The organism is Enterococcus gilvus ATCC BAA-350, assembly GCF_000407545.1.
Taxonomy (GTDB): domain Bacteria; phylum Bacillota; class Bacilli; order Lactobacillales; family Enterococcaceae; genus Enterococcus_A; species Enterococcus_A gilvus.
This window is the reverse complement of sequence record NZ_ASWH01000001.1, coordinates 973,318-986,027: the sequence shown is the minus strand read 5'-3', so window position 1 is coordinate 986,027 and position 12,710 is coordinate 973,318. Positions and strand designations below refer to the sequence as shown.

Sequence of the window (12,710 nt, the reverse complement as noted above, 5' to 3'; positions counted from 1 at the left end):
GTATTATAGTCAGATATTTATCAGAATCTTTTGAATCTACAAACGATTCTGTTAATTTTAGAAATGAGGCATCTTTATGGAAAATAAATTACAGAAGCAAATGACTTCTCGCCACATTATGATGTTGGCACTAGGGGGAGCGATCGGCGCTGGGCTATTCAAAGGAAGCGGCGAAGCAATCGGCATTGCTGGTCCTTCCGTTATTCTGGCGTTTCTGCTAGGCGGCCTGGTCCTCTTCATTGTCATGAATGGTTTGGGACGTTTGGTCTTAAGCAGCGACAATGTCCAAGGCTTATCCGGTATTATCAAGCCCTTCCTCGGCGACCGCACCGCAGACTTTATCGATTGGCTGTATTGGTCCTTATGGATGGTCAATATTATCGCCGAAGCCGTAGCTGCCGCGAGTTTTATGCAATTATGGTTCCCACATGTTCCTTCATGGATCTTTGTGCTGATTCTGGCGCTGCTGACGACTTTGATCAACCTATACTCTGTGCGCTTATTCGCTGAAACAGAATATTGGTTAGCCTTTATCAAAATTGCCGTCATTATTCTATTGATTGTTTTCGGAGTTTATCTCGTCGGGCACGAAGTATGGAATATCGGACTGGTCGATACTGTCTCACGTATGAACAGCCACGGCGGCTTTGCTCCGCATGGATTAAAAGGTCTCGTGAACTCACTGCTGGTTGTGATCTATTCTTACGGCGGTTCTGAATTGATCGCCATCACTGTCAGTGAAACGGAAGATCCTAAGACAGCGATCCCCAAAGCGATCAAAGGTGTCATGGGACGGATCATCTCTTTTTATATCGTACCAATGATTCTCCTATTGATTATTTACCGTTGGGATACACTGGCTGCAACGACTGCAAGCCCATTCGTGATGGTCTTCCAAAAGATGCATATTCCATTTGCTACTGATATCGTAAACTTCGTCATCGTACTGGCACTGTTTTCTTCAATTAATTCAGGCGTCTATGCTTCTTCAAGAACGCTTTACTTCCGGGTAAAAGATCATTCAGGTTTTACTTCAAAATTAGCCGTACTGAATAAGCACCAAGTACCGCAGCGGACCGTATTATTTTGTACAGGAACACTTTATCTTGGCGTCATCCTCTCTTATTTCTTAGGAGACAAGCTATTCAATTATTTAGTCGGCTCATTGTCTTACTCTGTACTGTTAACGTGGATGCTGATCAGCGTGGCAGCCTTTGTATTAGCCTTGAAGAAAGGCACACGCACGGAACGCTTTTTCAGCGGATTGGTCATTCTCGTTTTAGGATTGATCTTCGTAGGAATCTTGATAAACAATCCTGTGGGGGTCACACTCTTTACTGCATGTATTTATCTAGCGATCCTTTTGAGTTATCGTAAAAAACAAGTGGATACAGCAACCGATCAGATCTAGTCACACCTGTCGAATCAATTTTAACAAATTGATTCGGCTTTTTTGTTGCTTAAAGCACCATTATGGAAAGCTAGCTTTACATAATGGAGATAATGCTTTATACTGATAATGTAAAGCACACTTTCCGTAAGGAGTATACAGATGAAAAATCGTTTAGAGGAAATCCGTAAAGAAAAGGGAATCAAGCAGGAAGACTTAGCCGCAGCTTTAGAAGTTTCTCGTCAGACAATCGGCTCGTTAGAAAACGAACGCTACAACCCTTCTATTCTATTGGCATTTAAAATTGCACACTATTTTGATGTGACCATCGAAGATATTTTCATTTATGAGGAGGAAAAATAATGAGAAAAACAAAAAACTTGGCTGTTGCCTTGCTTGGCCTGCTGTCGATCTTTGCAGGCCTCTATTTGATTCGAACGATTGACGAACCACAACACATCATGAGGACTCTTCCTTATTTATGTATCGGAATCGGCAGTGGCTTGTTCGGCAATGGGATTGCTGCATTCGTTAACAAAAAGGCGCTGGAAAAAGATCCCTTGCTAGCGAAAAAAGAAAAAATCAATTCAAAGGACGAACGCAATATGATGATCGAGAATATGGCAAAAGCGAAGGGCTTTGATTTAATGATTTATATTTACTCAGCGTTGTTATTAACCTTCGCATTGATGGGTGTTTCCTTCAACGTGATCATTCCTCTGGTCATCGCCTATCTATTCGTTGTCGGTTATTTTGTTTACCATCGCTTAAAAATCGAAAAGATTCTTTAATCCCACAAAATTTTTCCTTGAAGCAGAATGTTGAATTCTGCTTTTTTCTTTTCACCATTCATGAGATAAAAAAAAAGAGACGATTCAAACGATCGCCTCTTACAAGAAATTATTTTTCTTCGCTGCCCATGAATTTCGCAACAAATGCAGCAATTGCAGCACCTAAAGTTGGAGCTATTAGATAGACCCAATAATGAGACAGCGCACTGCCGCCAGCAAAGATCGCAGGACCTAAGCTGCGGGCAGCATTCAATGATCCGCCTGTTAAGTTAAGAGCGACGATGATCAAGAATGCTAAAGTGATCCCGATTGCCAATGGGGCCATTTGTGCATTCCCGTATTTTTCGCTCGTTACCATCAAAATGACGAATACGAACAAGAACGTGATCAATGTTTCTACACCAAATGCTTGTGCAGCAGAGATGTTTGGAAAATCTGTTTGTCCAAAACCATCGCTAGGTAAGTTTAACGCGTGAACATACACATATAAAATTGCTGAAGCAACGATTGCGCCTAATGCTTGGGCGATAATATAAAAAATGCCATCCTTCACGGTCAAACGTTTATTGATCATCATTGCCACTGAGACACCTGGGTTAAAGTTTCCTCCAGAGATTCCTCCCACTGCATACGCCATGATCGTGATCGCTAAACCGAATGCTAATCCAATCGTTAACGTACCACCTTTAGCAACAACTACTGTACCAGTTCCTAAAAAAACAAGCATAAAGGTACCTAGAAATTCTGCCAAATATTTTTTCATTTTTATTGCACTTCCTTCACAAATAATTGAGAGTTTAGTTTATTTAATTTCTCAACTTTTGTAAAGCGAATAGATAACACGTCTTATTTTCCTCTCTTTTTCTCTATTTGAAAGAACTTTTCTTCTAGATAAAGATTGTTATTTTGTGCAACCTAAAATCCTTTCATTCTCTTTCATTCAGGATTGAAAAATAAATGAAAGAAAAACCCTCCGAAGATTCGGAGGGTTTCATCATTAGACCAATTCGACTTCTACATCGATATTTCCTCGTGTAGCTTTTGAATATGGACAAAATTCGTGGGCTTCTTCCACGATCTTCAATGCTTCTTCTTTTTCAACACCTGGCAATGACGTTTCTAAGATCACACCAATTTGGTATCCGCCATCGTCTAGTTGATACAACGACACGCGTGCTTTTACTTCTGCATCAGATTCGATCTTGTGCTCTTTCAACATGTGATGCACGGCGCCATTAAAACATGAGGCATAGCCTGCTGCGAATAATTGTTCCGGATTTGTTCCTTCCGCGTGAATAGAAGGTGGCTCGATTTTCATTTTCATGCTGCCGTTTGGTGCTTGAACATCCCCAGTACGTCCGCCATGATTGATCATTGCTGTTTCATACATTTTTTTCAACATTCATCAGTCCTTTTCTTCTTCTTGACTAACAGTCTACGCGTTATCATTAGCCGATTCAATGATATTGCTCAGGAAAAAGATCGTTTGACAGAAAGACACCTTCCTTTTCTTGTTAAAACCTCGAGAAATGTGCAAACGATTACAAAGTGGCGTTTTTTTGCTATAATCAAATACGAAAGGGGGATTGATTTTGAAAAAAATTTTAGTTCTAAGTTTCTTCGTCCTCGTACTGATGTCTGGCTGCGGTAGTGATTCGCCCAACGGAGAATCCTCGGAAGCTTCAAGCAGCGGGGATGCAACGACAGAAAGCTCACTACGCCCTACCGATAATTCTTCAAGCGGCGCTCAAACAAGTGAGTCACCAACAAATAGTACAGAAAACAGTACGACTCAAACGACATCTTCAGAAGATGCCCTCGCGGATACCGTCTCAAGTAGTGAATTTGGCGGGTATGCGACATTTTACTTTAATGGCATGAACGTACCCGATTCAATAAATATCAATACGACGACCAATCAACTCACCTTCAACGTCAATACAGCCACGCAAGCGGTGTATAATTTCACGATGGAAAATGTTCCTGTTCGCCCTGTTCGCCTTTTTTCTGCCAATACAAATGTGATTCGTACAGTCAATGTCAGCACGAGACTAACTATCGGAAGTCAATTGTCTGGTTCGACGAATGCGAATAACCAATCAGGCACCCTTTATTTATTCCACAATGCCAATGGCGGACTCTCCTTGGCTACACCAAATTACGCTGGAAACGTTCCTGCTGACCAAACAGACGTGATGATCGAAGTTCTACAATAAATACGGTATCCCCTTCGAGTGACCATCGTCACTCGAATTTTTTGATTATTCCCGCTGGCTGGTCGTTCGTTTTCAGAATGTCTGGAGTAATCCTTGGACATAGGCTTGCTTCGCGGTCAGCGGTCGCCGTCGCTTCCCTTTTTCTTGCGGGTCGGACCTGATTTCTTCTATTGCTTGTACTTTGGGCTCAAACACCGTATCTTCCTCGACCATGGATTCTTGTTCCTCTTGCCTGAATACCACTTGAATGCCTGCTAAATCGGTAATATCAGGGTGGCCGCCACGAACCAACTTCAATGTCTCTTCCTCGGTCAAATCGGTCAAATCAACTGATGACTGTGCAATGATTTCGATCGTTCGTAGTTCTCTAGTATCTTCTTCGATCGCTGAAGCTGCTTCAATCTGTTCATCGTCAAACGTGTCTGTTGTTCCCGGCCGAGAAACTTTCACGAATTTAGCAAATCGACGAACACCTTTCATTTTAAAAACACTCAGCGTTGTCAGAATCTCTAATATTCCTTCCGCTTCCGACCTGGTGATCATCTCTTCGGCGTCTCGAATGGTCAGCGTGTGCCTTTTCCCAGAAGCATCCTCAAAAATAGCGACCATCCGCAACTGCAAATCCAGATACTTACGCTTTCCATCTCTAGGTGCCTTCAACCGTTGTGCATAAATACGTGTCGTCTTAGTAAACTGATGAAAGTTCTTTTTATTACCAAATAAGCGGCGAATGACTTGCTCCCAGTCCCCACTTTTGAAATAATCTTTAAAATAAACACAGTGCTTCCGTAATTCTTCGCTTGGCTCAGCGTTCATAAAAATACCAACGATCAGCGCCTGGAAAAACCCTGTAAAATCACTAACAACCATCGCATTCCGCACTAGTATCGCTACGGCGTACTCAACTACCGAAGCAGCATCCTGCGTCGCTTCATAATAGTCTATGACCTTCCGCTCCAGATTTTCTTTTTTGATCCCAAAAAGTTGACGTGGTGTTAATGGTTTGATCAGTGATTTCTCCTTCATGCGCTTAAACTTCCTTTCAACAATCGTTTTCTTTCAAAAATCATACCGCTATCCGAACGAGAAAACGAACCCTTTATTATTAAAAAAAATCAATAAAATAAGTATTGGAAATTCGTCGTATGTAAAAAAACAATCGTTATATCGTTTCATTCAACCGAACCCTTTTTAATAAACAGGATTCTTTATTTATAGGTCTCAATAAATAATCATTCTTATTAAAACCTTCTATAAAACAACAATCATGTTGACTAAAAATAGGCACAAAAAAACGAGGATCTACAATGAGATCCCCGTTTGAATAATCAAAAGTGATTATTTTAATGTTACAGATGCGCCAACTTCTTCTAAAGCAGCTTTTAATGCTTCAGCGTCTTCTTTAGATACATCTTCTTTAACTGGTGCAGGAGCGCCATCAACTACAGCTTTAGCTTCTTTCAAGCCTAAGCCAGTTGCTTCACGAACTGCTTTGATAACTTTAACTTTTTGATCGCCAACAGCTGTTAATTCAACAGTAAATTCTGTTTGTTCTTCAGCAGCAGGTCCAGCAGCAGCACCAGCAGCAGCTACAGGAGCAGCAGCAGTTACGCCAAATTCGTCTTCGATAGCTTTAACTAAGTCGTTTAATTCTAAGATTGTCGCGCCTTTAAGTTCTTCGACAATGTTTTCAATGTTCAATGCCATTTTAAATTTCCTCCGTTTAGGTAAGTTTTTTTTAGTTTTATATTTTATGCAGCAATTAAGCTACTTCTTCTTCTTTTTCTGCGACTGCTTTCACAGCGTAAGCCACGTTGCGGACTGGCGCTTGAAGGACAGACAATAGCATAGAAAGAAGTCCATCGCGGTTCGGTAGTTTTGCAAGAGCAGTAATTTCTTCGATAGAAGCTACTTTCCCTTCAATGATACCGCCTTTGATTTCTAGTTTCTCAGCTGTTTTAGCGAATTCATCGATAATTTTAGCTGGAGCAACAACATCCTCATTACTAAATGCAACAGCAGTAGGTCCTGAGAATACTTCTTCTAATCCGTTCAATCCAGCTTTTTCAGCTGCACGAACCAAGATAGAATTTTTGATAACTTTCATTTCAACGTTAGCGTCGCGTAATTGTTTACGTAATTCAGTCACTTGTTCTACAGTCAAACCACGGTAATCAACGATAACGGCTGAAGCTGCTGCGCTGAATTTTTCAGTGACTTCATCAACGATAGCGGCTTTTTTAGCGATTGCTACTTCACTCATTATATATTTCACCTCCTGATTTTGATGGAAGAGTTTTTTGAGCTAAGGAAGAACTTCAGGCAGGTTGTTTCTTTTATAAGGAAACTCCTCTCCCTGCGGTCGACCAGTATTGTTCGACATCGGCTCTGTCGAGAAAATCACTCGCCAATCCCCGTGTTGAGACAACAAAAAACTCCATGCCACCGTAGACATAGAGGGACTATTGAATGTTCTCAATAAACGTCCTCGGTAGGAAATTAAGACTTGCGTCACCTACTGTCTTCGGTACAGTTAATAATTAACCTCGACTAACTTACCATAGATAAGCTAGTCGAGTCAAGTGCTTTTCTAAAATTAATTAGATAGCTGTTTGTTCAACATGGATACCAGGTCCAAATGTTGTAGTCATTGAAATGTTTTTGATGTATTGACCTTTAGCAGTAGCAGGTTTTGCTTTTACTAAAGTTTCGTTGATTGTGTTAAAGTTTTCAACCAATTTAGCATCGTCGAATGATACTTTACCGATTGGCACATGAACGTTACCAGCTTTATCCACACGGTACGTTACTTTACCAGCTTTAACTTCTTCAACTGCTTTTGTAACATCCATTGTTACAGTACCAGTTTTAGGGTTAGGCATTAAACCTTTTGGTCCAAGCACACGGCCTAATTTACCAACTGTAGCCATCATGTCAGGTGTTGCAACAACAACGTCAAAGTCAAACCATCCACCTTGGATTTTTGCAACCATGTCGTCATCGCCAACGAAATCAGCGCCAGCAGCTTCAGCTTCTTTTGCTTTTTCGCCTTTCGCGAATACTAAAACAGTTTGTGTTTTACCAGTTCCGTTTGGAAGCACAACAGCTCCACGGATTTGTTGGTCTGCTTTTTTAGGGTCTACGTTCAATTTGTAAGCAACTTCAACCGTTGCGTCAAATTTCGCGAAGTTAATTTCTTTTGCTAATGCTACAGCTTCCGCAACAGGGTAAGCTTTAGTAGCGTCGATTTTCTTCAATGCATCTTGCATTTTTTTGCTCTTTTTAGCCATTTTGTTTCCTCCTTGATGTGGTTATAACGGTAGAACCTCCCACGTGTTCCGTATCTTTAGATAGGGAGCCAACTGAGAAGCTACTTTCTTGGGTCGTCGAGAATTATTCGACTGTGATCCCCATGCTTCGTGCAGTTCCTTCAACCATGCGCATTGCTGACTCAACGTTAGCAGCGTTTAGGTCTTGCATTTTCAACTCAGCGATTTCTTTTACTTGATCGCTAGTAACTTTTGCAACTTTTGTTTTGTTTGGTTCGCCTGAACCTTTTTCCACGTTAGCAGCTTTTTTCAATAATACTGCAGCTGGTGGTGTTTTTGTGATGAATGTAAATGAACGGTCTTCATATACAGAGATCACTACTGGAATGATCAAGCCTGCTTGGTCAGCTGTACGCGCATTGAATTCTTTTGTGAATCCCATGATGTTGATACCCGCTTGACCTAGTGCAGGACCTACTGGGGGAGCTGGTGTTGCTTTCCCTGCAGGAATTTGCAGTTTAACTAATTTTTCTACTTTCTTTGCCACGAGACATACCTCCTTGAGTCCGTGATGTGGTTAATGGAGATCAAAATTTCTCCTCCCACTTAAAACAGTGTGTACAAAGACACACTTTGGTATCATAGCAGATTATTTATCTGAATGCAAGATGATTTCCTTACTGTTGCAATTTTTTGACAATAATAAAACGCTTCACAATCTCTTTAACTACTATGAGAATAACAAAATAAATTATTCATTTATCTATTTTCAGAAAGCGTATATGTTACACTATGGTCGACTTGATGAGGATTTTCATCGGATAAATTAGGGAGGTTTAAAATAATGGAAGTTTTAAAATATCGTAGTGTTTTTGACATTATTGGTCCAGTGATGGTGGGCCCTAGCAGCTCGCATACTGCGGGTGCAGCGCGAATCGGAAAAGTGTGCCGTATGATTTTTGGGGAACGCCCCGATTCTGTTGAGTTTGATCTGTATGAATCTTTTGCAAAGACCTATCGCGGTCATGGAACAGATATCGCTTTAGTTGGCGGTATTTTAGGGATGGATCCAGACGATCCTCGTTTATCCGATTCATTGAAAATCGCTCACGAACAAGGAATGGAAGTTCTTTTTGTTCCAAAAAAAGAAATTGCTGACCATCCGAATACGGTTACCTTACGCATGATCAAAGGTGAACTTGAGATGTCGATCACTGGTGTCTCGATCGGCGGCGGAAATATCCAAATCACTGAAATGAATGGTTACAGCATCTCCCTAGGCATGGGAAATCCTACCTATATCATTATCAACAAAGACGTACCTGGCCTGCTCTCACGTGTATCAACTATCTTCATGAAGCACGGGTTGAACATCGGTAAAGTTACTATGACTCGGAAAACAAAGGGCGAGAATGGCATCGTTTTGTTGGAGATCGATGATACTCCGGACGATCCAGAAGGATTACGACAAGAAATCAAATGTGAAGATGACGTATTAAGCGTGACCTATTTTAAATAAGCAAATGAAGGAGGAATTGTCATGTTCTATTCGATCCAAGAGCTTGTAGAACAAGCAAAGGATTATTCATCTGTTGGCGAATTGATGATCGCCACTGAAATGGAATTAACTGATCGTACAAGGGAAGAAATCATTGCGTTGATGGAACGCAATTTAGAAGTAATGGAAAGTTCTATTGAAGAAGGCATCCAAGGAGTGACTTCTGTAACGAAGATCACTGGCGGCGATGCCAAACGTATGAATGATTATATCGAAAGCGGCAAATTCATGAGCGGTGACACTATTTTAAAAGCCGTTCGTAACGGGATCGCTGTCAATGAAGTCAATGCAAAAATGGGCTTGGTTTGTGCAACGCCGACAGCAGGAAGTGCCGGTGTATTACCGGGTGTTTTGATGGCGGCGCGAGAAAAATTGAACTTGAGTCACGAGGAGCAAATTAATTTTCTATTTACTGCTGGTGCGTTTGGTTTAGTCATGGCAAACAATGCCTCGATCTCTGGTGCTGAAGGCGGCTGCCAAGCGGAAGTCGGTTCTGCTAGTGCAATGTCAGCAGCGGCTCTAGTCTCAGCCAATGGCGGAACACCTGAAATGGCATCAAATGCTTTGGCAATTACTTTGAAGAATGTCATGGGACTGATTTGTGATCCAGTCGCCGGTCTTGTCGAAGTTCCTTGTGTGAAACGAAACGCAATGGGGGCCTCTCAAGCTTTTATCTCAGCTGACATGGCTTTGGCAGGTATCCGCAGTGTTATTCCGCCGGATGAAGTGGTGGAAGCAATGTATAAAGTCGGCCGTGCAATGCCGCAAATTTTCAAGGAAACCGCTGAAGGCGGCGTCGCAACCACTCCAACCGGCTTGCGTCTGCAACGTCAAGTATTCGGCGAACCAGAAAAAGCGACCGTTTAAAACGAATAGAAAGCAGCTGATTTTTTCAATCAGCTGCTTTTCTTTATTTCATCAATCCATCGTGGATTTTCTCTAAATTCCACTTCATCATGCTGTAATAGCTGTCCCCTGTCTCTCCCTTTTTCGCTAAGGAATCTGTAAACAACTCGCTAGAAATCGGCAAGTCTACTTCCTTCGACAACCGTTCCATGCTGCGCTTGTCAACACTTGTTTCAACGAAGAGCGAAGGAACTTTAGACACACGAACTTTTTCAACGATTTGTTTCATTTGCTCTGGTGTTCCTTGACTTTCTGTATTGATTTCCCAAATATAAGCGGCTGTCAGATCATACGCTTTAGAAAAATACTTGAAGGCCCCTTCACTGGTCACAAGTAATTTTTTCTCATTCGGAATATCTGCAAACTCATTCTTTGCGGATGCATCCAGTGCCTCCAATTTTTTGATGTAGGCTTCCGCGTTTTCTTTGTACGTTTCTTTATTCTTAGGATCTTTTTCGCTTAACACACTTTGGATTTGTTTGACGTATAAAATGCCGTTGGAGATATCCAGCCATGCATGAGGATCTTCTTGCGTACTGTTTCCGCTTAGATGGATCGGTTCAACGTCTTTACTAACTGCGAAATAATCTTCGTTTTCTTTCTTTTTCGCCGTTTCCATCAATTTATCAAACCAGCCATTGCCAGTCTCTAAATTCAAGCCATTATAAAAAACGACATCCGCTTCACTCGCCTTTTTGATATCTTCCGGCAACGGTTCATACTCATGCGGATCGGTTCCTACAGGGACGATACTATGGATCGCTACTTCCCCTTTTCCAACTTCCTTGACCATATCTGCAATAATAGAGTTCGTCGCCACAACGTTCAACTGGCTAGACTCCTTTGACGCACTGCTGCTTCCTCCCTTAGCTCCGCAGCCTGTTAAGAACAACAGTCCCAGAAATCCTATAAAAATAATTTTTTTATACTTCATATAAACGCTCCTTTCGTAATTGTTGGATCAATCCCTTGCTAGGTGAAAACAGAAATGCTGCGATGAAGAAAACTGCCGCTGTCATGACGATCGTAGCCCCAGAAGGAAGATTGTAACTATAGCTAAAATACAATCCTATGATGGCACTTAACACACCAAACAAAGTGGATAAGCCCACCATCACAGACAGTTTATTCGTTAATTGATACGCGGTCGCCGCCGGTGTGATCAGCATGGCGATCACTAAAATCGTGCCGACGGTTTGCAATGAAGTAACGGCCACTAACGTCAGCAAGAACATCAAACCATAATTAATCAGGCTGATATTCCAACCGTAGGATTGCGCCATCGTCGGAGCAAAAGAAGTCAATTTCAGTTGTTTATAAAAAATCCCCACAGCCAAAACAACAATGACCATGACGATCGCTGTTAAATACATATCTGAATCCCGGACTGCCAGCACATTCCCGAAAAGAATGTGGTACAGGTCCGTGGCACTCCTTGCAAAAGAAATCAAAATGATTCCCAGCGCGAAAAAGGAGCTAAATACAATGCCGATGGCAGTATCATTTTTCAACCGTGTATGCTTTCCGACAAAACCAATCAATGCTGCTGAAAAGATACCAAAAAAGGTTGCTCCTATAATGTAACTGCTACCAAGCATATAGGAAATCGCCACACCGGGTAAAACAGCATGAGAGATGGCATCCCCCATTAAAGACATTCCTCGTAAAATAATAAATGAACCGATCACTCCAGCAGAGATTCCTACCATGATGGAGGTAATCAACGCATTTTGTAAAAATTGATAGTCAATCAATCCTTGAAAGAAATCATGTAGCAAAGTCCGCACCCCCAATTCTTAACATTTGTGTAATTTCACTTCCATACGTTTTTTCCATATTCTTCGTCGTATACGTTTGTTCAACAGGTCCTGAAGCAATCAATCCTTTATTAAGTAAAATCACTTCATCAAAATAGTCTGTGACTTTATGCAGGTCATGATGGACGATCACGATCGATTTGCCTTCATCCCGTAATTCTTTTAGCAATTCAATGATGATTTTCTCACTCGTCGCATCAATCCCAGCAAAGGGTTCATCCAATAAAATCCAGTCTGCCTTTTGCGCCAACGCCCGCCCGATAAACACACGCTGCAGCTGTCCACCAGACAATTCACTGATTTGACGATCGGCATAATCTGTCAATCCTACCTTTTCTAAGCACTCATAGGCAAAAGCTTTTTCTTTTTTTCCAGGTCGCTGGAACGTTTTAAGATGCGGATACGTGCCAAATAGCACCACCCCAAAAACATCAATAGGAAAACTCAAATCAATGTCTTGCCGCTGTTCAACATAGGCGATTTTCTCCCTTTGTTTCGTCAACGGCTGATCACCATACAAAATTTTTCCTGATCGTGTTTTTACTAATTGCAGGATTCCCTTCATCAACGTAGACTTTCCAGCTCCATTCGGCCCCACAATCCCCGTCAATTTTCCAGGTGCCAGTTCTAAATCTATTTGTTTCAAAGCGATTTTTCCACGATACGCAACCGATAAATTTTCTATCCGAATCGCATTCATAGTTACCCCTTCTTTCTATTTTAGGTTAACCTAACTTTCATATATATGATATACGAAAAAGAA

At 41.5% G+C, this 12,710-nt stretch carries 17 protein-coding genes and 1 other annotated feature; of the genes, 6 read left to right on the top strand and 11 right to left on the bottom strand.

Annotated features, from left to right (window positions below):
- The first annotated feature begins 76 nt into the window (after nt 1-76).
- The 3 genes from I592_RS04840 to I592_RS04830 all read left to right on the top strand — a co-directional run bounded on the left by I592_RS04840 (nt 77) and on the right by I592_RS04830 (nt 2,181).
- On the top strand, nt 77-1,411 hold the full coding sequence (locus I592_RS04840) for an amino acid permease (protein WP_010781337.1): 1,335 nt from the start codon (nt 77-79) through the stop codon (nt 1,409-1,411).
- 141 nt (nt 1,412-1,552) lie between these two features.
- On the top strand, nt 1,553-1,753 hold the full coding sequence (locus I592_RS04835) for a helix-turn-helix transcriptional regulator (protein ID WP_010781338.1): 201 nt from the start codon (nt 1,553-1,555) through the stop codon (nt 1,751-1,753).
- The gene (locus I592_RS04830) at nt 1,753-2,181 is read left to right on the top strand and encodes a DUF6442 family protein (protein ID WP_010781339.1); all 429 of its coding nucleotides are present in this window, start codon (nt 1,753-1,755) and stop codon (nt 2,179-2,181) included. Before I592_RS04835 ends, I592_RS04830 begins: the two co-directional genes overlap by 1 nt.
- 109 nt (nt 2,182-2,290) lie before the next feature.
- Here I592_RS04830 and I592_RS04825 read toward each other — a convergent pair whose 3' ends face one another.
- Nucleotides 2,291-2,944, bottom strand: a complete 654-nt coding sequence (locus I592_RS04825) for an MIP/aquaporin family protein (RefSeq protein WP_010781340.1) — start codon at nt 2,942-2,944, stop codon at nt 2,291-2,293.
- Between the two features lie 234 nt (nt 2,945-3,178).
- Nucleotides 3,179-3,580: an organic hydroperoxide resistance protein gene (locus I592_RS04820; RefSeq protein ID WP_044926436.1), complete on the bottom strand. Its 402-nt coding sequence runs from the start codon at nt 3,578-3,580 to the stop codon at nt 3,179-3,181.
- A gap of 193 nt (nt 3,581-3,773) precedes the next feature.
- Between I592_RS04820 and I592_RS04815 the strand changes: the two genes are divergently transcribed.
- Nucleotides 3,774-4,397: a hypothetical protein gene (locus tag I592_RS04815; protein ID WP_010781342.1), complete on the top strand. Its 624-nt coding sequence runs from the start codon at nt 3,774-3,776 to the stop codon at nt 4,395-4,397.
- A gap of 72 nt (nt 4,398-4,469) precedes the next feature.
- Here I592_RS04815 and I592_RS04810 read toward each other — a convergent pair whose 3' ends face one another.
- The 6 genes from I592_RS04810 to rplK all read right to left on the bottom strand — a co-directional run bounded on the left by I592_RS04810 (nt 4,470) and on the right by rplK (nt 8,213).
- Nucleotides 4,470-5,423 (bottom strand): hypothetical protein, encoded by a 954-nt coding sequence (locus tag I592_RS04810; protein ID WP_010781343.1) that lies wholly within the window; start codon nt 5,421-5,423, stop codon nt 4,470-4,472.
- A gap of 312 nt (nt 5,424-5,735) precedes the next feature.
- Nucleotides 5,736-6,104: a 50S ribosomal protein L7/L12 gene (gene rplL, locus I592_RS04805; protein WP_010781344.1), complete on the bottom strand. Its 369-nt coding sequence runs from the start codon at nt 6,102-6,104 to the stop codon at nt 5,736-5,738.
- A gap of 55 nt (nt 6,105-6,159) precedes the next feature.
- Nucleotides 6,160-6,660 (bottom strand): 50S ribosomal protein L10, encoded by a 501-nt coding sequence (gene rplJ / locus I592_RS04800; protein WP_010781345.1) that lies wholly within the window; start codon nt 6,658-6,660, stop codon nt 6,160-6,162.
- Nucleotides 6,661-6,702: 42 nt separating this feature from the next.
- Nucleotides 6,703-6,852 (bottom strand): hypothetical protein, encoded by a 150-nt coding sequence (locus I592_RS21580; RefSeq protein ID WP_167540785.1) that lies wholly within the window; start codon nt 6,850-6,852, stop codon nt 6,703-6,705.
- Nucleotides 6,817-6,943, bottom strand: a sequence feature (ribosomal protein L10 leader region). Its footprint overlaps the gene before it by 36 nt.
- A 54-nt stretch (nt 6,944-6,997) precedes the next feature.
- Nucleotides 6,998-7,687, bottom strand: coding sequence for a 50S ribosomal protein L1 (gene rplA / locus I592_RS04795; RefSeq protein ID WP_010781346.1), 690 nt, complete (start codon nt 7,685-7,687; stop codon nt 6,998-7,000).
- Between the two features lie 103 nt (nt 7,688-7,790).
- Complete coding sequence (gene rplK / locus I592_RS04790; RefSeq protein WP_010781347.1) at nt 7,791-8,213, bottom strand: 50S ribosomal protein L11; 423 nt, start codon at nt 8,211-8,213, stop codon at nt 7,791-7,793.
- A 297-nt stretch (nt 8,214-8,510) separates the two neighbouring features.
- Here rplK and sdaAB point away from each other — a divergent pair, with 297 nt between their 5' ends.
- Together sdaAB and sdaAA are read left to right on the top strand one after the other, a co-directional pair.
- Entirely contained in the window at nt 8,511-9,185 is a 675-nt protein-coding gene (gene sdaAB / locus I592_RS04785) for an L-serine ammonia-lyase, iron-sulfur-dependent subunit beta (protein WP_010781348.1), read from the top strand.
- Nucleotides 9,186-9,206: 21 nt separating this feature from the next.
- Entirely contained in the window at nt 9,207-10,091 is an 885-nt protein-coding gene (gene sdaAA, locus I592_RS04780) for an L-serine ammonia-lyase, iron-sulfur-dependent, subunit alpha (RefSeq protein ID WP_010781349.1), read from the top strand.
- 43 nt (nt 10,092-10,134) lie between these two features.
- On the opposite strand, the gene efaA is transcribed toward sdaAA, so the two are convergent.
- Genes efaA through I592_RS04765 form a run of 3 tightly spaced genes read right to left on the bottom strand, consistent with a single transcriptional unit; the run spans nt 10,135 to nt 12,647 of the window.
- Nucleotides 10,135-11,064 carry an Mn/Fe ABC transporter substrate-binding lipoprotein EfaA gene (gene efaA, locus I592_RS04775; protein WP_010781350.1) on the bottom strand — a complete coding sequence of 310 codons (930 nt, stop codon included), beginning with the start codon at nt 11,062-11,064 and terminating at the stop codon, nt 10,135-10,137.
- The gene (locus I592_RS04770) at nt 11,054-11,908 is read right to left on the bottom strand and encodes a metal ABC transporter permease (RefSeq protein ID WP_010781351.1); all 855 of its coding nucleotides are present in this window, start codon (nt 11,906-11,908) and stop codon (nt 11,054-11,056) included. Before I592_RS04770 ends, efaA begins: the two co-directional genes overlap by 11 nt.
- Entirely contained in the window at nt 11,898-12,647 is a 750-nt protein-coding gene (locus tag I592_RS04765) for a metal ABC transporter ATP-binding protein (RefSeq protein WP_010781352.1), read from the bottom strand. Before I592_RS04765 ends, I592_RS04770 begins: the two co-directional genes overlap by 11 nt.
- Nucleotides 12,648-12,710 lie beyond the last annotated feature (63 nt).

Bases quoted from the DNA above. Each gene is read 5' to 3' on its own strand.
- rplJ (WP_010781345.1), bottom strand. From the start codon at position 6,660: ATGAGTGAAGTAGCAATCGCTAAAAAAGCCGCTATCGTTGATGAAGTC.
- I592_RS21580 (WP_167540785.1), bottom strand. From the start codon at position 6,852: ATGTCTACGGTGGCATGGAGTTTTTTGTTGTCTCAACACGGGGATTGG.
- I592_RS04830 (WP_010781339.1), top strand. From the start codon at position 1,753: ATGAGAAAAACAAAAAACTTGGCTGTTGCCTTGCTTGGCCTGCTGTCG.
- I592_RS04835 (WP_010781338.1), top strand. From the start codon at position 1,553: ATGAAAAATCGTTTAGAGGAAATCCGTAAAGAAAAGGGAATCAAGCAG.
- rplL (WP_010781344.1), bottom strand. From the start codon at position 6,104: ATGGCATTGAACATTGAAAACATTGTCGAAGAACTTAAAGGCGCGACA.
- I592_RS04810 (WP_010781343.1), bottom strand. From the start codon at position 5,423: ATGAAGGAGAAATCACTGATCAAACCATTAACACCACGTCAACTTTTT.
- rplA (WP_010781346.1), bottom strand. From the start codon at position 7,687: ATGGCTAAAAAGAGCAAAAAAATGCAAGATGCATTGAAGAAAATCGAC.
- I592_RS04765 (WP_010781352.1), bottom strand. From the start codon at position 12,647: ATGAATGCGATTCGGATAGAAAATTTATCGGTTGCGTATCGTGGAAAA.
- efaA (WP_010781350.1), bottom strand. From the start codon at position 11,064: ATGAAGTATAAAAAAATTATTTTTATAGGATTTCTGGGACTGTTGTTC.
- I592_RS04825 (WP_010781340.1), bottom strand. From the start codon at position 2,944: ATGAAAAAATATTTGGCAGAATTTCTAGGTACCTTTATGCTTGTTTTT.
- sdaAB (WP_010781348.1), top strand. From the start codon at position 8,511: ATGGAAGTTTTAAAATATCGTAGTGTTTTTGACATTATTGGTCCAGTG.
- sdaAA (WP_010781349.1), top strand. From the start codon at position 9,207: ATGTTCTATTCGATCCAAGAGCTTGTAGAACAAGCAAAGGATTATTCA.
- I592_RS04840 (WP_010781337.1), top strand. From the start codon at position 77: ATGGAAAATAAATTACAGAAGCAAATGACTTCTCGCCACATTATGATG.